Genomic DNA, 16,260 nt, shown 5'->3' with positions numbered 1-16,260 from the left:
CACATGATATGCGCTTTTTTTGGAACCGCCGTTCAGTTGAAAACGCTGTCCTAAGAATGCTGTGATATATTTCCTTACATAGATTTTAAGTTTTTTGCCGTAGGGGGATTGACAATTATTAAGGATTGTTTTTATAATTCAAATTAAGAAAATTTTTTATATTGTATAAATATTTTTTAGGTGAGGGATGCAATTGGAGAATGTCAAGGATGAAATGGAATTTTTAACCTCGTTAATTGATGGCATTGCGGCCCAGTTTGGCGATAAATGCGAGGTCGTGCTTCACGACTTGACGTTGAATTACGACAGCACGATTGTAGCGATCCGAAACGGTCATATTACCGGCAGGCGCATCGGCGATTGCGGAAGCAATCTGGGGTTGGAAGTGCTGCGCGGCACGGTGAGCGACGGTAACAGGTACAACTATATTACGCAAACCAAGGACGGAAAAATTTTAAGATCAACTTCCATTTATCTTAAAAACAAAGCCGGGGAAACAATCGGAGCCGTCTGCATGAACCTCGACATTACCGATTTCATTATGGCTGAGAATACTTTGAAATCGATTACAATGAGTGGTGCCTCGAACGAAGTGGAAGAGGTTTTTGTCAAAGACGTCAACGAGCTGCTCGACTTCCTGCTGCAGGAGTGCCAGAACGAAATCGGTAAACCTGTCATGCACATGTCCAAAGATGAGAAATTGAAAGCGATTGAGTATTTGGACAAGAAGGGCGCGTTTCTCATCAAAAAAGCCGGCGATAAAGTATGCAAATACTTCGATATTTCCAAATTTACGCTGTACAACTATTTGGACGATATCCGCAGCTCGCAGGTAAAGTAACGCGTACCGAATGGGGTGAAAGAGCCGGGGTTTACATATGTGGATCGTATTAAAGCCGGCTCTTGCAAGCGGAAAGAAAAATGGCAAAAAAGAAATTTTTTGCGGGAGGCGTTTATGAGTAAACCGCTGTTATCGGTCGAAAATCTAAAAACATACTTTGTCAACGATACGGCTGAAGTGCGCGCTGTGGACGGCATCGATATTCAGGTTTACCCCAAGCAAATCGTATGTATCGTCGGTGAATCCGGCAGCGGAAAAAGCATGACCTCGTTATCGATCATGGGTCTAGTCCCTCGTCCTAACGGACGTATCGCCGGCGGTGAAATATGGTTTGAAGGCACCAACCTGCTGAAACTGACGGAACAGCAGCTGTCGGAGATCAGGGGCAATGAAATGTCCATGATCTTCCAGGAGCCGATGACATCGCTGAATCCGGTATTGACCATTGGCGATCAGATGACGGAAGTGCTGCTCCGGCACCGGAAAATATCCAAGAAAAAAGCGCTGGAGCTGGCCGTGGACATGCTGACGATCGTTGGCGTTGCCAGAGCGAACGAAGTGGTTCATTCATACCCCCACCAATTTTCCGGCGGGATGAGACAGCGGGTGATGATCGGCATGGCGATGATTTGCGAACCAAAGCTGCTGATCGCCGATGAACCGACAACGGCCCTTGACGTTACGATTCAAGCGCAAGTTTTGGATCTTATGAAGCGGATGCGCGACGAATACGGCACCTCCGTGGTCATGATTACCCACGATATGGGTGTCGTGGCGGAAACCGCCGATCATGTTGTCGTGATGTATGCGGGGCAAGTTGTGGAAAGCGCGGACGCCGATTCGTTGTTCGAAGAAGCGCTGCACCCGTATACCAAGGCGCTGCTGAAGGCGATTCCTTCACACGACGAAGTGAAGGAAGTGCTTTATGCGATTCCCGGCATTGTGCCGGATGCTGCGCATTATCCTGTCGGCTGCCGGTTTGCCGACCGCTGCGATTTGGTCCAGCCTTCCTGCCGGGAGAAGATGCCGGAACTGCGTGAAGTGAAGCCGGGCCGCTTCGTACGGTGCGATCTTATTTAGAAGAAGGGACTGTGCTATGAGCCAACCGTTGTTGGAAGTTTCTCATATCAAGAAGTATTTTCCGATTCAGGTCGGACTGCTGCGGAGAACGGTAGGACACGTCAAGGCGCTGGACGATGTATCGTTTCACATCGCCCGGGGAGAAACGCTAGGCATTGTCGGAGAGTCCGGCTGCGGCAAATCGACGTTAGGCCGGATGATCATGCGGGTGTTGGATCCGACCGAAGGCAGTATCTTGTTCGAAGGGCAAAACTTGACGGAGCTCAAAGGAGCCAAGCTGCGCAAAGAACGGCGTAATTTTCAAATGATTTTTCAAGATCCTTACGCTTCTTTGAACCCAAAGATGAAGGTTACCGAAATTGTGGCCGAGCCGCTGTTCGTGAACGGCCTCATGACGCGCAAGCAAGCGACCGATCAGGCTTTTCAATTGATGAAACGTGTAGGGCTGCGCGAATCCGACGGAGAGCGGTATCCGCATCAATTTTCCGGAGGCCAGCGGCAGCGAATCGGGATTGCCCGGGCGCTTGCGCTCAGCCCAAAGCTGATCGTGGCCGATGAAGCGGTATCAGCGCTTGACGTGTCCATACAGGCGCAAATTTTGAACCTGATGATGGATTTGAAGAAGGAATTTAATTTGTCCTATATGTTCATCTCCCATAACTTATCGGTCGTGCGCCATCTCAGCGACCGGGTGGGCGTGATGTATTTGGGGAATATGGTGGAGATCGGCGATAAGGACAAGCTGTATCAGGGTCCCCTCCATCCATACACTAGAGCGTTAATGGCGTCTTCTCCTATCGTAAAAAGAAACCAGCATAGAGAGAAGGTCATTTTGCAGGGAGAAATTCCGAGTCCCGCCAATCCGCCCAAGGGCTGTCCGTTTCATACGCGCTGCCCGCAGGCGATGGATATATGCAAGGCAGTGAAACCTGCATTGCTCGAAGCGGTCCCCGGTCATGCGGTGGCTTGCCACTTATACGAATAACAAGCGAGGTGCAGCAAAACATGGAGCCGATTACTGTTCAAGTAGTGGATCCCGAGAAAGGACGCTCCTACCGGGCGCAGTTAAAGATGAATGCCGACGGTTGCGCGATCGACACGAATGTGCCGCAAGAGCAGCTGGGGCAGCCCGCCTATTATTTAAGTCCGGGATGGATTGACCTTCATGCCCATGTGTACGACGGGGTTGCTAATTTAAGCGTGCCTGCGGACGACGGCGGGCTTCGTACGGGGGTTCATCTGGTCGTGGATGCGGGAAGCGCGGGCGAGGCAACGTTGCCCGGATTTATGAAATACGTGGCGCCGCAATTCCGCACGGAAATTAAAGCATGGCTGAACATCAGCTCGATTGGTCTCGTGCATCTTCGGGAGGTAGCAACCCTCGATCATATCGATATCGATAAAACCGTGAAGGCGGTACAGGACAACCGTTCGTTTGTTTGCGGCATTAAAGTCCGTTCGAGCGGAGCGATTGTCGGGCAGATGGGGCTGCAGCCGCTTCAGCTCGCCAAGCTGGCGGCCCGGGAAGCGGGAGTGCCGGTCATGGTACATATCGGGGAAGCGCCGCCGGTCATCGACGGAGTGCTCGATTTGCTGGAGGACGGCGATGTGGTCACCCACTGCTACCACGGCAAAACCGGCCACCCATGGATGAAGGACGGCAGGCCGTCGCGGGCGCTGCAAAATGCGTTAGACCGCGGGGTTAAGCTCGATGTCGGCCACGGCGCAGCCAGCTTCAACTTCGACGTCTGCCGCAAGGCGCTTGCCGCCGGGGTACCGCCGACCTGCATCAGCACCGATCTGCATATCCGCAACATCAGGGGACCGGTATACGATATGGCGACCACGATGTCCAAGCTGCTTGCCAGCGGCATGCCGCTGGATGATGTGATCTCGGCCGTTACGCTGCGTCCGGCGCAGGTTTTGGGGTTGGACGACTGGTGCAGTCTGGACGGCGTGATTAAGAAGGCGACGTTATTTAAAGTCGAAGCCCCGGCTGAAGCGCTGCAGTACCGCGATTCTCAAGGCAACGTCATTGTGCCGGAGCAAACGATTGTTCCGACGGCAATTATAGCGGCAGGCCAATATACACCAGTAAGTGGTCTGTAATGGCAGCTGTGTAATATATTCAATCATACCAAGGAGGAATTGCATTGAAACTGAGACTTTCGCTTGTCGCATTATGCCTCACCATCGCTTTATCCGGCTGTACCTCTTCCGGTGGAGGTTCGTCGGCCACGGCGCCGAATCAGACGGCTGATCCGGGGAAACCGGCCACCACAGCTTCGACCAAGGACACTTTGGTCGTGGGACAAGATACCGACGCAGGTACGCTTGATCCGCAAAAACAAGGAAAAATGCCCGACATGAACATTTTGAGCAATATGTTTGACACGCTGGTCACCCGCGATGCCGACAACAAGCTCGCTCCGGCGCTGGCTACGGAATGGAAAGCGCTCGACGATACGACATGGGAGTTCAAACTGCGCGAGGGCGTCAAATTTCATAACGGCGAGCCGTTTAACGCGGACGCGGTTAAATTTAGTATCGACCGTTTGAACAATCCCGATACCAAATCGCCGATTGCCGAACTGAAAACCGTCAAAGAAGTGCAAGTGGTCGATGCCAAAACCGTAAAGATCATTACGGACGGACCGGACCCGATTCTGCCTAACAAAATGGTGCTGTTCGGCGGCGTCATCGTACCTCCGCAATATATTAAGGAAAAAGGCGATGACAACTTCGCCAAAAATCCGGTTGGCACCGGGCCGTTTAAGTTCGTTTCTTGGCAAAAAGACAGCCAGGTCGTGATGGAAGCAAACGCTGATTATTGGCAGGGCGCGCCGAAGCTGAAAAAGCTGACGTTTAAAATCATTCCGAACGCCTCCAACATGTCGGCCGCCATCCGTACCGGCGAAATCGATATCGCCGCAGGCATCAAACCCGACGTGGCGCTTCAACTGAAAGGGCAGCAGGATGTGAAGGTCGTCTCCAATCCGGGCATCCGCACATTCTACATCTCGCTGGATACGACTCAAGAAGCACTGGCGAAAAAAGAAGTGCGCCAAGCACTGAACTATGCAATCGACGTCAATACGATTATCAAAACCGTGCTCGACGGCCATGCGGCCCGCGCTGCAACGCTCGTGCCCAAAGAAAACTTCGGCTACGATGCGGCTGTAACTCCGTATGAATACAATTTAGACAAGGCGAAGCAGTTGCTCGCACAGGCCGGTTACGCGCAAGGGCTTACGCTTACGCTGGACGCCGACAACCTGGAAGCAAGCAACGTGCAGGCGATTGCGGCCATGCTGGAGAAAGCCGGCGTGAAAGTGCAGCTCAACCTGATGGACAGCAAGACGCTTACGGCCAATATTACCGCGAAAAAAGCATCGGCGATGTATTATATCGGAAATACCGGCTGGACGATGGACGCGATGAGCAACTTCCAATCGTACCTAAGAAGCGACAGAAGATACAACCGCTGGGCGAACCCGGAAGTTGACCGTCTCATTGACGAAGAAGAGAAATCGATCGATCCGCAAAAACGCCAAGCGGCAATTTCCAAGCTGCAGGGCATCTTGAAAGACGAAGCACCGTTTATTTATCTGTATCAAATCAACGGCATTTACGGCATGAGAAACAATGTGGAATGGAAGCCGAACCCGATCGGTCTGCTCAACATGTATAAAGCATCCTTTAAATAATCCGCTCACTGCGAGGGGGATATCCATTGCTTTCTTATATTTTGCGTCGCTGCTTCTATGCTATATTTGTCCTTTTCGGAGTGGCGACCGTCGTTTTTTTCATCACAAGGCTCACAGGCGACCCGGTTTCGATCATGCTTCCTCCCGACGCTTCCGTCCAGCAGGAGCAGGATCTGAGGCATGCGCTCGGATTCGACAAACCGCTGCTTGAACAATACGGCATCTATATTCTTCATCTGCTGCAGCTTGATTTGGGCACTTCGCTTAGATACGGCGAGCCGATCTACCGGCTCATTCTGGAACGGATGCCGGCGACGCTGCAGCTGGCCGGAGCGGCGCTGCTGTTTTCGCTGATCATCGCCATTCCCGCAGGTATCATTGCTGCGCTGAAACGCGGCACGGCGATCGAAAAAGGCGTCGTATCGTTTGTTGTGATTGGCCAGTCGGTGCCTGTATTTTGGGTCGGTATGCTGCTTGTGCTGCTGTTTGCGGTCAAGCTGAAAATATTGCCGACCGGCGGCATTGGCGGCTTGAGTCATCTGATCCTGCCGGCCATTGCGCTGGGCATTCACCTGCTAGCGTTAGTTACCCGGCTGCTGCGCGCGTCGTTGTCGGATGCGCTTGGCTCCGATTACGTGCGTACGGCCAGGGCGAAAGGGCTTCTGCCCGGCAAGGTCGTAGCCAAACACGCGCTGCGCAATTCGCTGCTGCCTGTCGTTACGATTGTCGGGCTGGAAATCGGCTCGCTGCTGGGCGGCTCCGTTGTCACGGAGACCGTGTTTGCTTGGCCGGGTGTCGGACAGTTGCTCGTGCAGTCGATATATAACCGGGATTATCCGCTTGTGCAAGGTGCGATCATCATTTTGGCGGGTATTTTTGTCCTCGTCAATTTGATTGTCGACATCTGTTATGCCGCTATCGATCCGCGTATTCAATATAAGTAGGAGGGACCTGTCATAAACCGGTTGTGGAAAGGGAAAAAAGCAAATGGATACTACGGGTTTTCGCTGCTTGTGCTTATCCTTTTTCTGATCATGGCGGTCGCCGCACCGAAGCTGGCCCTTCATGACCCGAATGCGCAGGATTTGCTCATGCGGTTTAAACCGCCGTTTTGGCTGGAGGGCTCCGAATCGGGCTTTCTGCTCGGAACGGACCATCTGGGAAGAGATTTATTAAGCAGAATTATCTACGGAAGCCGCATTTCCATTCTTGTCGGGGTGACCGCCGTGTTGATCTCGGGTGTTCTTGGCATGGTGATCGGCCTGCTGTCGGGTTTTTATAACGCGCTGGACCATGTCATGATGCGTATCGCCGACATTCAGCTTGCGTTTCCGACGATCCTGTTGGCGCTGGCCATTGTGGCGGTGCTCGGGGGCGGGCTCGAAAATTTGATCATTGTGCTTGGCGTCACCGGTTGGGTGCCTTATGCCCGGGTAGTTCGCTCCGAGGTGCTGAGCATCCGCTCCAGCGACTACGTAGTGGCGGCACAGACGATTGGTGTCAGCGATTTCCGGCTGTTGTTCCGGCATATTTTGCCGAATATTTTTTCGCCGGTCATTACGATTGCAACGTTTCAGGTCGCTTCCGCGATCATTTCCGAGTCGTCGCTTAGCTTCCTTGGACTGGGCGTGCCGATCGACGTGCCAAGCTGGGGCAATATGCTGAATCAAGGGCAGCTGTATATGGAATCGGCGTGGTGGATTTCCGTATTTCCCGGCGTTTCCATCTTGCTTGTCGTGTTGGCGATTAATATTTTGGGCGACGTATGGAGAGACAAGTTTAATCCAAAAGCGAAAGCCCGCTAGGAGGACGGCAGGTCATGACCTGGTCTTATGCAACGCATTATACATGCGATGGCTGCTCGAAGGTGTATGAGTTAAACGTGCCGATCAATACGTGTCCGGATTGCGGGGGGCTGCTGGAGACTCATTACGATCTGGACACGATGAAACAAGAGCTGAGCCCACGGCAATTTGCCGGACGGACGACGTCGATGTGGCGGTGGCATGAATTTTATCCTTTGCGTGATGAAGCCCATATGGTTTCGCTGGGCGAAGGGGGCACGCCGCTGATCCCGTCAGTTTATGCGGGCAAGAAGTTGGGTTTGTCCCGCCTTTATTTCAAAAACGACGCGCTGATGCCGACCGGCAGCTTTAAAGACCGGGGCTTCAGCCTGGCGATCAGCTTTGCCAAGGAGCTGGGGCTCACCCGCGGGCTGACCTACAGCTCCGGCAATGCAGGAGCATCGTTTGCGGCTTACTCCCGGCGCGCCGGCTTCGAGCCGACGGTGCTGGTGGAATATTTGGCCAATCCGCTGAAAAAAGCGATTATTTCGCTGTACGGTGCGAAAACGGCGACGTTATATTTTGACAGCATGACGGAAATTACCGATATGCTGGAGCAAGCGGTGAAGCGGCTTGGCTTGTACCAGTTCGTCAACTTCATCAATCCGGTACGCCACGAGGCGATGAAAGCTTATGCCTACGAAATCAGCGAAACACTTGGCTGGAAGGCGCCGGACGTGATGGTTCATCCGATCGGCACGGGCGGCGGCATCTGGGGCGCCTGGAAAGGCTTCTGCGAGCTGGCGCAGCTCGGCTGGATCGATGCCGTGCCCCGCATGGTCGGCGTACAGCCGGAAGCGACCGGCCCGATCGTGCGCGCCTTCAATCAGGGGCTGAAGCAGGCGGAACGCCACGGCGACGCGACCAAGACGATCGCGCAAAGCATTGCCGCCGATGCCCCGATTCAAGGCGGCGAGCGGGTGCTGCGCGCGATCTACGATTCGCGGGGCTTCGCCGAAGCGGTGCCGGATGAGGCGATTATGCAGGCCATGCAGTGGCTCGGCTGCGAAGGTATCTGCGCCGAACCGGCGTCGGCCGCCTCGCTGGCGGCTTTAAAGCAAGCCGTGGAGCGGGGGCTGGTGCGCTCGGACGAAACGGTCGTCTGCGTCATCACCGGCAGCGGGCTCAAACAGCCTTACGCGATCGAGAAATCGGTTCCCGATTCTCCGCTTCAGCTGCATGCCAGCTATGAAGAGCTGGAGAAGCTGCTGGGCAAAGTGTGGCAATAACAAGCGGGAGATGATCTCTATGTTAGAGCCGAGATCGGTTATCGAGGCTTTGATGGAATGTATTTCGCGGCCGACGCCGAATCCTCCCGGCGAGGTGGCGGTTGTCGCCGACTGGGTGGAACAATGGGCATTGGAGTTTGGCGCGACGGTGGCCAGACAGACGGTCGAACCGGGCAAAGACAACGTGATTGTGACGCTGGATTTCGGGCCGGGACCTTGTCTTGTATTTAATACGCATATGGACGTTAACGATCCGTCCGGCCAAATCTGGTCGCATCCGCCCTTTCAGCCGAGGCTGGAGGACGGCAAGGTGTACGGAGTCGGGGCGTGCGACGCCAAAGGCAGTCTGGTTGCGATGTTAAGCGCGATGGAACAGGTGGCGGCGCAGCCGCAAGGGCTGCAGGGCAAGCTGGTGCTGACGGCCGTCATGGGCGAAGAAGCGGGCGGTATCGGTTCGCTGCACCTTGTGCAGCAGGGGCTGAAGGCCGACGGCGCCGTTGTCGGCGAGCCGACGGGCCTTGACGTGTGCATCGCCCACAAGGGCACTTACATGCGCAAACTGCGTTTTAACGGGCGGGCTGCCCATTCCGGGCGGCCCGAACTTGGCGTGAATGCGATCATACATGCCGCCAAGTTTTTGATCGAATACGAGAAGCTGAACGACCGCTTGGCGCAGCATGCCCATCCGCAGCTTGGCCCGGCCAGTGCGGCGGTCACGATCATCAAAGGCGGCACAAGGCAAAATACGATCCCGAATCAAGCGGAAATGATCATCGACCGCCGGTTGATTCCGGGACAAACGCATGCCGACGCCGACCGCGAGCTGGAGGACATTTTGTCCGGCCTGCGGGAGCGGATACCGGAGCTGTCGCTGGACCCGATCGAAATTGTCGTTGCGACAATTCCGTCGCAAACCGACGCAGCGGAGACGATTGTCGGCACGGCGCTGGAAGCGGCGGGCCATGTCAGAGGCGTGGCGCAGCAGCCGCAAGGTTTCCGCGCGGGCTGCGACATGAGCAAGCTGGTGACGATCGCCGGCATACCGACCGTGGTACTCGGTCCGGGCAGCCTGGATCAGGCGCACGCGCCGGATGAATTCGTCGAAGCGGCCCAGGTGGAGCAGGCGGTGCTGATTTACGAGCGCATCGCCCGGCAATTTCTAAGCGGGCGTATAGGCTAACGATTAGCGTTTCTAAACGTAACTATATAAATTGAACAAAAGAACTTCCAGGAAGAACTGAGTGCAGTGGAGAAAGGGAATTGTTTTGTCCGCGAGTTTTGGCTTTGAATTCCTGCAATCCCCAGGCCTCTTCAATAAAAGGAATTCAAAACAAGCTGTCTGAAGCGGCAAAATAATCCCTTTCGGAACGGAACGGGCTTCCAAGTCATTTGTTCAATTTATATAGCGGGAATGTACAGGACAGGTGATGAGATGAACAAACTGACTCGTTTTTTGGAGGATTGGCGCGACCGCGGGGTGTTTTCCGGCGCTGCGTTTGCCGTAGGCACCTCGCATGGAGTTTTGGAGCAAGGAACCGTTGGGACGCTGGCATGGGATGGCGAGCCGGTTACACCGGATGCTTTGTGGGATTTGGCATCCGTCACGAAACCGATTGCGGTTCTGCCCCTTATCTTTATGCTGGAACAAGGCGAACTTTGTTTGGACGACACGATCGCCCACTTTTTAACCGATTATAAAGGCACGGATAAAGCGGATATTACGCTTTTTCAGCTGCTTACCCATACCGGGGGAATCCCCGGTCAACAGCCGTTGTACCAGTCTTGCGGCACCCGCGAACAACTGATGACGGCGGTCAGAAACTTGCCGCTGCGGCACAAGCCGGGGACGTATGTGGAATATACGTCTCAAGGATTTATGATCCTTGGCGACATTGTCGAGAAGGTGGCGGGTCAAAGCTTAGAGGCCGTTTTGCAGGGGACGTTGTTCGAGCCGCTTGGCATGAGCGACACATTGTTTAACCCTCGTCTGCAGGCAAAAACGTACCCGATTGCGGCAACTGAATACTGCGCATGGCGCAAGGAAACGGTATGCGGCGAAGTGCATGACGAAAATGCCGTCGTCTTGGGCGGGGTCGCGGGCCATGCCGGGTTGTTCAGCACGATTGGCGATATGAGCTTGCTCTGCCAAGCAATGCTGCGCCATCATGGAGCGGTTCAAGGTCCGCTGATGCAGGGGAGCACCGCAAAGCTCATGACCGGCCATCATACGGCCGGACTCAATTTGGCCAGGGCGCTCGGCTGGCAAGCCAAGGATCGCAACGATTCGCCGGCCGGGGACTTGTTTTCGCCGTCGTCTTACGGCCACACCGGTTTTACCGGCACTAGCGTATGGATGGATCCGGAAGCGGATCTGTTTGTCGCGCTGCTCACCAACCGGGTGCATCCGACCCGGGCGAATCCGGCGATCAAGCGGGTTCGCGCCATGTTTCACAATCTCGCCTACCTGGCTTGTGCCAAGCGGGGCCAAGGATAAGGAGCCGGAGCTGTTATGCGAATTACTCGAATCGAAACAAGCCGGCTTCGCGTGCCGCTTAAGAAACCGTTTAAAACCGCGCTGCGCACTGTACATACGGCGGAGTCGGTCATCGTGCGAATCGCTGCCGACAGCGGTCATACCGGCTGGGGCGAGGCGCCTCCAACCTTGGCGATCACGGGAGAAAGCGTGGAAAGCATCGAAGCGTTTATCCACGGGATTACGCCAAAGCTGGTCGGGGAAAGCCCGCTGCTGTACGAGCGGCTTTTGCCCGTGCTGCATGGAGCGGCTGTGCGCAACAGCAGCGCCAAAGCCGCCGTGGAGATGGCTTTATACGATCTGCTTGCGCAGCACGGCGGGGTTCCGTTGTACCAACTGCTTGGCGGTCATAAGAATGAGATCGAGACCGACTTCACCGTCAGCGTGGGCAGCCCGGAGGAAATGGGCGAGGACGCTGTGCAGTATGTGAAGTCCGGTTTTACCGTGCTCAAAATCAAGGTCGGCCTCGGCGATGCGGACTTGGATATCCGGCGCGTGAAGGCGATACGCGAGCGGATCGGTTATGGGATCAAGCTGCGGTTGGATGCCAACCAAGGCTGGGATGCCAAAACGGCCGTTCGTCTCATCCGGGCTATGGAAGACGGTGGACTGGACATCGAGCTGGTCGAGCAGCCGGTGAAAGCACACGATATTGCCGGACTGGGGCTTGTGACCAGCCAGGTGGACACGCCGATCATGGCCGATGAAAGTGTGTTCAGCCCGGCTGATGCGCTGGAGGTCATTCGGCAGCGTTCCGCCGATCTGATCAATATCAAGCTGATGAAAGCCGGCGGCATGTACCATGCCGAAACGATCTGCCGTATGGCGGAGGCAAGCGGCATGGAATGTATGATCGGCAGCATGATCGAATCGCGGGTAGGCGCTTCGGCCGCCGCCCATTTTGCCGCCGCCAAACGTAATGTCACTCGCGTCGATTTGGATAGTCCGCTAATGATGAGCGAAGACGCCGTCGAAGGCGGGGTTATGTACGAAGGCAACCGGATTGTGCTTCCGGATGTCCCTGGTTTGGGAATATTCGGCGTAAGACTCCGGGAGCCGCAACAATAAAACACAACATTAAATGATCAGCATAAGAGTTAGCGCTGCAGGAGGTTTTTGGACTATGGGAATCATATCAGAACGTTTGAAAAGTATGGGAATCGAGCTGCCGACACCGGGGGCGCCCGCTGCCATGTATATTCCGGCAGTGACGGTAGGCAATTTGGTGTATACATCGGGCAACGACTGCCGGATTAACGGCAAACTGATCTATGAAGGCAAGCTCGGCCGGGAAGTGACGATAGAGCAGGGCCAGCAGGCGGCGAGACAAACGATGATTAACCTGCTCGGCGTGCTGCAATGGCATCTGGGCGACTTGGACCGGGTGGAGCGCGTCGTCAAGCTGCTCGCTTTCGTCAACAGTGCGGACGGCTTTGCCGATCAGCCTTATGTTATTAACGGCGCGTCGGAGCTGCTGGAGCAAGTATTCGGGGAGTCCGGCAAACACGCACGTTCGGCGATCGGCACATCCGATTTGCCGTTTAACACTCCTGTCGAGATTGAAATGATCGTGCAGTTGAAAGTTTAAAGCCTGCGCAGCTTCGTGAAAGGGCGGAGTACTTATTTAAGAAGAACGGGCTGATCTGTAGTTTCAGGCAAAGGAGTCAGTGAGAACACGATGCTGATGGAACAATTGGCCCAAAATATAACGAACTTAGTGCGGCAGGCCGGCGGTGTCTGGGGTATTGCCGTGGAGGACCTGCAAAGCGGCGAGCGCTTCGGCTTAAACGAGCACGGCGGGTTTATGGCCGCCAGCCTGATTAAGCTGCCGATCATGGCTGCGGTGTATGCCGCAGCTTATGAGGGCCGGCTGCGTCTGGACGATCAGGTATCGCTCAGGGCCGGCGATAAGGCCGGCGGTTCCGGCATTCTCCAGCATATGGCGCCGGGCATGGTGATGTCGATTAAAGATTTAATCACGTTAATGATCATTCAAAGCGACAATACGGCCACCAATATGCTGATCGATCTGATCGGACCGGAGCCGATCCGGCGTACGATGCTTGATCTGGGGATGCAGCAAAGCGTATTTGCAAATAAGACCGGGTTGTTTTTGACGGATCCTCCCGGGCAGAACATAACGACAGCCGCCGATGTTTCGCTGCTGCTGCGCAAGCTGGCGTCGGGCAGCTTTATTTCCCGGCACGCTTGCGCGGATATGATTGCCGTGATGAAGCTGCAGCAGCTCGGCAACGGACTGGCTGAACGGCTGCCTGCGCCGTCGGCATCCACGGTAGGCCGCATTCCGGAGTGGCAGTGGGCCGGCAAAACCGGCTCGCTGACCGGCATTGCTCACGAGGCGGGCGTCCTATACGTCGGCCACCGATCTATCATTGTGTCCGTGTTGTCGGAAAGCACCGCAAATCCGGGCGATGTGCGGAAGATGATTTCATCCATTGGGGAACAAGTGTTCTTGTTCGCTTGTGGTACTCATTAAAGTAACGGCCAACACATACTATGACCGGCAATGCGCTCAGTCGCGTATCTGCCGGTGGAACACACGTAAAAAAGCATTTGCCTCCGTAATGGAAGCAAGTGCTTTTTTGCGTTGAGGCTTAAACCCAAAATATGACACTTTTTAAATAGACGGCCGGAATGCCTCAAAAGTTTCATTCATGCAGTTAAAATAATAATGTTTTTACAGCTCGTCTTGAAGTTTCATGAGGGGCGCTTGTCAATTTTGCAACCTGTTTTTGAAAATGCTGCTCGTTAAGCCAAGCGACAAAAGCATCGGCTTTGTAGTTCGCCGCAAATTTACTGCCGTCGCGGTATTCCCAATACGGATGATCGACATTTTTGTCACCGATCCACTGCCAGAACTGCAGCTGCAGCTCTTCAAGTTGGGGGACGATTTCTGCGGAACATGAGAAATACTGCTGGAAAAAGCGGAAATCGGCTTCAACGATCAGCGTTAACTTAACCTCGAATTCGATTTCATGACGAATGGGGATGCCGTCATAACCGACTAACGGGATGGACGGTTTGAGCATGCGCGCTTCGGTAATCGCATCGCGGTGAACGGCTTTTAAGTCAAATCCTCTTTTTTGATAAAAGCGGATCGCTCTGATGTTATCGTTGGATGTAATCAGCCATACCCGCTCGCAACCGGCATCCTTAGCGGCGTGAATTACCAGCTCGATTAACTTGCTGCCGATGCCTTGGTTTTCGAGGCGGCTGTCCAGCGATACGATCTCGCATTCCCCATCTTCTATGTAAAAGGATACAAGCCCTTGAATACTTCCCCCGATCAGGACCGCATAACCCGGCAGTTGAGCGAGATGGTGAATTCGCCCCCTGGATACGATGATGGGGCCTCGCCACTGCGCCGCCGCTTCTCTTAAACTTTCGTCCAATACTCTAATGTCCAATAAAAACAGCTCCTTTCGTTAAGCCATGATGCGTTGATATCAGATTAACAGACAGGGGGTCCAAATGACAGCGCTCTTAGCTCAGAACTATACTAACGTATAATATCGGAACACGATCCCCCATGGTACATTAAATGACAGATCGGAGAGGACAGATGAGAAAAAGAGAAATGAGGAGGACGTTATGATGGGATGGCTTGTGACGATTCATGTACTGTCGGCGGTGCTTGGAATCGGACCGACGTATTTCGGCCATGTTTTACTGCGCAAGAAGCAGAGCAGGGAGCAACTGCTGGAGTCGCTAAAGCTGTTTGGGCTGCTCAACTATTTTCCTAAAATCGGCGGTTCGCTTGCTGTTGTGTCGGGCATTCTGCTTGTTCTATTGTCGGATTGGAAGTTCTCGGAGCTGTGGATTGTCGGCTCCTTGATCCTGTATGTGCTCATCCAGGTGGTGGCGGTGGCCATGATGGGGCCGGTGCTGAAGCGGCTCGTCCAAGCGCTGGGCGAAGATGAGGATCGGGAGCGCGATCCGGCAGCGGGCAGCTCATCTTTGCTCGCCCAAGCCAACAGGCTGTACAATACGGCTTCCATTATGGGGACGATACTCATCTTGCTTATGATTGTAAAGCCGATATAAAGCTAAAGTTTGGATAAAAATTGTGATCACACATTTGGAGGGAACTATATGAATCATTTACATGGTAAAGTTGCATTTGTATCGGGAGGGGGCCGCGGAATCGGGGCGTCAGCAGCGTTGGAGCTGGCCCGGCTTGGGGCCAAGGTTGCCGTCAATTATGTACGGCAGGCGGAATCGGCGCAGGCTGTCGTAGACCAGATCCGGCAAGCCGGGGGAGAAGCGATGCTCGCCAGAGCGGACGTGCGCGATCCTGAACAAGTAGGGGAAGCGCTGGCTTCCATTCGGGAAGCATGGGGCGATATTGACATTCTGGTGAGCAATGCGCATATGTCTTTTGTCATGAAGCCGGTAATGGGAATGGAATGGGAAGAGTTAGCTCAGAAGTTAAACGACGAGATGAAAGCCGCTTTTACATTAACGAAAGCTGTACTGCCTGCCATGATTGAACGGAAATACGGCAGAATGATTTACATTTCCAGCAATGCGGCAGACGTTCCGCTGCCCTATATGGCCGCGCACGGCTCGGCCAAAGCGGCACTTGAGGCGTTCGTCAAATATGTGGCGCTGGAGAGCGCTCCTCATGGGGTGACCGCCAACATCGTTTCGCCCGGACTGGTCGAAACGGAAGCGTCAAGCGTAACGCCGGAAGCGGTCAAACAGCAAATCGCGGCCATGACCCCGGTGCAGCGGGTAGCTTTGCCGGATGATCTGTCGGGGGCGATTGCCTTTTTTGCCAGTGAAGAGAGCCGGTTCGTCACCGGAAGCTGTATGAAAGTAAACGGCGGCATCGATATGGGTTAGTAATTCATTGCACGCTGAACAAGCGGCCGGTAAGGTGTGTTCCCCGGGCTCGCAATCGCCTTTGCTCTGGCTCAGACAGCCGGACAAAGGCGATTTTTACGTTTATTTTGGTTCTTTGCATCGGGCGCAAAAAGATATGCCTACTTCCGAGTCGCAGCTT

The 16,260-nt window shown here is 54.3% G+C and carries 16 protein-coding genes; 15 read left to right on the top strand and 1 reads right to left on the bottom strand.

The window, feature by feature from the left end; all coding sequences use genetic code 11:
- Positions 1–193: 193 nt before the first annotated feature.
- From EYB31_RS20945 to EYB31_RS20885, 13 genes are all read left to right on the top strand, one after another.
- A complete protein-coding gene (locus EYB31_RS20945) occupies positions 194–841 on the top strand; it encodes a helix-turn-helix transcriptional regulator (RefSeq protein WP_131015362.1) in 648 nt (215 codons plus the stop codon).
- Between the two features lie 114 nt (positions 842–955).
- The gene (locus EYB31_RS20940) at positions 956–1,921 is read left to right on the top strand and encodes an ABC transporter ATP-binding protein (RefSeq protein ID WP_131015361.1); all 966 of its coding nucleotides are present in this window, start codon (positions 956–958) and stop codon (positions 1,919–1,921) included.
- A 16-nt stretch (positions 1,922–1,937) separates the two neighbouring features.
- A complete protein-coding gene (locus EYB31_RS20935) occupies positions 1,938–2,906 on the top strand; it encodes an ABC transporter ATP-binding protein (RefSeq protein WP_131015360.1) in 969 nt (322 codons plus the stop codon).
- 20 nt (positions 2,907–2,926) lie between these two features.
- Positions 2,927–4,030, top strand: coding sequence for an amidohydrolase/deacetylase family metallohydrolase (locus EYB31_RS20930; RefSeq protein WP_131015359.1), 1,104 nt, complete (start codon positions 2,927–2,929; stop codon positions 4,028–4,030).
- Between the two features lie 44 nt (positions 4,031–4,074).
- On the top strand, positions 4,075–5,628 hold the full coding sequence (locus EYB31_RS20925) for an ABC transporter substrate-binding protein (protein WP_131015358.1): 1,554 nt from the start codon (positions 4,075–4,077) through the stop codon (positions 5,626–5,628).
- Between the two features lie 26 nt (positions 5,629–5,654).
- Entirely contained in the window at positions 5,655–6,572 is a 918-nt protein-coding gene (locus tag EYB31_RS20920) for an ABC transporter permease (RefSeq protein WP_338119965.1), read from the top strand.
- A 21-nt stretch (positions 6,573–6,593) separates the two neighbouring features.
- Entirely contained in the window at positions 6,594–7,433 is an 840-nt protein-coding gene (locus EYB31_RS20915) for an ABC transporter permease (protein ID WP_206105478.1), read from the top strand.
- Positions 7,434–7,447: 14 nt separating this feature from the next.
- A complete protein-coding gene (locus tag EYB31_RS20910; RefSeq protein WP_131015357.1) occupies positions 7,448–8,701 on the top strand; it encodes a threonine synthase in 1,254 nt (417 codons plus the stop codon).
- A 19-nt stretch (positions 8,702–8,720) separates the two neighbouring features.
- Positions 8,721–9,881 (top strand): M20 family metallopeptidase, encoded by a 1,161-nt coding sequence (locus EYB31_RS20905; RefSeq protein WP_165452520.1) that lies wholly within the window; start codon positions 8,721–8,723, stop codon positions 9,879–9,881.
- Between the two features lie 252 nt (positions 9,882–10,133).
- Positions 10,134–11,195, top strand: coding sequence for a serine hydrolase domain-containing protein (locus tag EYB31_RS20900; protein WP_131015355.1), 1,062 nt, complete (start codon positions 10,134–10,136; stop codon positions 11,193–11,195).
- A 15-nt stretch (positions 11,196–11,210) separates the two neighbouring features.
- Positions 11,211–12,302: a dipeptide epimerase gene (locus EYB31_RS20895; RefSeq protein WP_131015354.1), complete on the top strand. Its 1,092-nt coding sequence runs from the start codon at positions 11,211–11,213 to the stop codon at positions 12,300–12,302.
- A gap of 55 nt (positions 12,303–12,357) precedes the next feature.
- On the top strand, positions 12,358–12,822 hold the full coding sequence (locus tag EYB31_RS20890) for a RidA family protein (protein WP_131015353.1): 465 nt from the start codon (positions 12,358–12,360) through the stop codon (positions 12,820–12,822).
- A gap of 90 nt (positions 12,823–12,912) precedes the next feature.
- Positions 12,913–13,731 carry a serine hydrolase gene (locus tag EYB31_RS20885; RefSeq protein WP_131015352.1) on the top strand — a complete coding sequence of 273 codons (819 nt, stop codon included), beginning with the start codon at positions 12,913–12,915 and terminating at the stop codon, positions 13,729–13,731.
- 184 nt (positions 13,732–13,915) lie between these two features.
- Here EYB31_RS20885 and EYB31_RS20880 read toward each other — a convergent pair whose 3' ends face one another.
- Complete coding sequence (locus EYB31_RS20880) at positions 13,916–14,662, bottom strand: GNAT family N-acetyltransferase (RefSeq protein ID WP_240762676.1); 747 nt, start codon at positions 14,660–14,662, stop codon at positions 13,916–13,918.
- A 184-nt stretch (positions 14,663–14,846) separates the two neighbouring features.
- On the opposite strand from EYB31_RS20880, the gene EYB31_RS20875 reads away from it, so the two are divergent.
- On the top strand, positions 14,847–15,299 hold the full coding sequence (locus tag EYB31_RS20875) for a DUF2269 family protein (protein WP_240762674.1): 453 nt from the start codon (positions 14,847–14,849) through the stop codon (positions 15,297–15,299).
- 48 nt (positions 15,300–15,347) lie between these two features.
- Entirely contained in the window at positions 15,348–16,100 is a 753-nt protein-coding gene (locus tag EYB31_RS20870) for an SDR family oxidoreductase (protein WP_131015350.1), read from the top strand.
- Positions 16,101–16,260: the final 160 nt, after the last annotated feature.

The organism is Paenibacillus thalictri (assembly GCF_004307995.1).
GTDB classification, from domain to species: Bacteria; Bacillota; Bacilli; order Paenibacillales; family NBRC-103111; genus Paenibacillus_AF; species Paenibacillus_AF thalictri.
The sequence above is the reverse complement of the archived record's forward strand: the minus strand, read 5'-3'. Positions and strand labels throughout refer to the sequence as shown.

Excerpts from the sequence above, each read along its gene's own strand:
- EYB31_RS20940 (WP_131015361.1), top strand. The coding sequence starts at position 956 with ATGAGTAAACCGCTGTTATCGGTCGAAAATCTAAAAACATACTTTGTC.
- EYB31_RS20935 (WP_131015360.1), top strand. The coding sequence starts at position 1,938 with ATGAGCCAACCGTTGTTGGAAGTTTCTCATATCAAGAAGTATTTTCCG.
- EYB31_RS20930 (WP_131015359.1), top strand. The coding sequence starts at position 2,927 with ATGGAGCCGATTACTGTTCAAGTAGTGGATCCCGAGAAAGGACGCTCC.
- EYB31_RS20910 (WP_131015357.1), top strand. The coding sequence starts at position 7,448 with ATGACCTGGTCTTATGCAACGCATTATACATGCGATGGCTGCTCGAAG.
- EYB31_RS20905 (WP_165452520.1), top strand. The coding sequence starts at position 8,721 with ATGTTAGAGCCGAGATCGGTTATCGAGGCTTTGATGGAATGTATTTCG.
- EYB31_RS20900 (WP_131015355.1), top strand. The coding sequence starts at position 10,134 with ATGAACAAACTGACTCGTTTTTTGGAGGATTGGCGCGACCGCGGGGTG.
- EYB31_RS20895 (WP_131015354.1), top strand. The coding sequence starts at position 11,211 with ATGCGAATTACTCGAATCGAAACAAGCCGGCTTCGCGTGCCGCTTAAG.
- EYB31_RS20890 (WP_131015353.1), top strand. The coding sequence starts at position 12,358 with ATGGGAATCATATCAGAACGTTTGAAAAGTATGGGAATCGAGCTGCCG.
- EYB31_RS20885 (WP_131015352.1), top strand. The coding sequence starts at position 12,913 with ATGCTGATGGAACAATTGGCCCAAAATATAACGAACTTAGTGCGGCAG.
- EYB31_RS20875 (WP_240762674.1), top strand. The coding sequence starts at position 14,847 with ATGATGGGATGGCTTGTGACGATTCATGTACTGTCGGCGGTGCTTGGA.
- EYB31_RS20870 (WP_131015350.1), top strand. The coding sequence starts at position 15,348 with ATGAATCATTTACATGGTAAAGTTGCATTTGTATCGGGAGGGGGCCGC.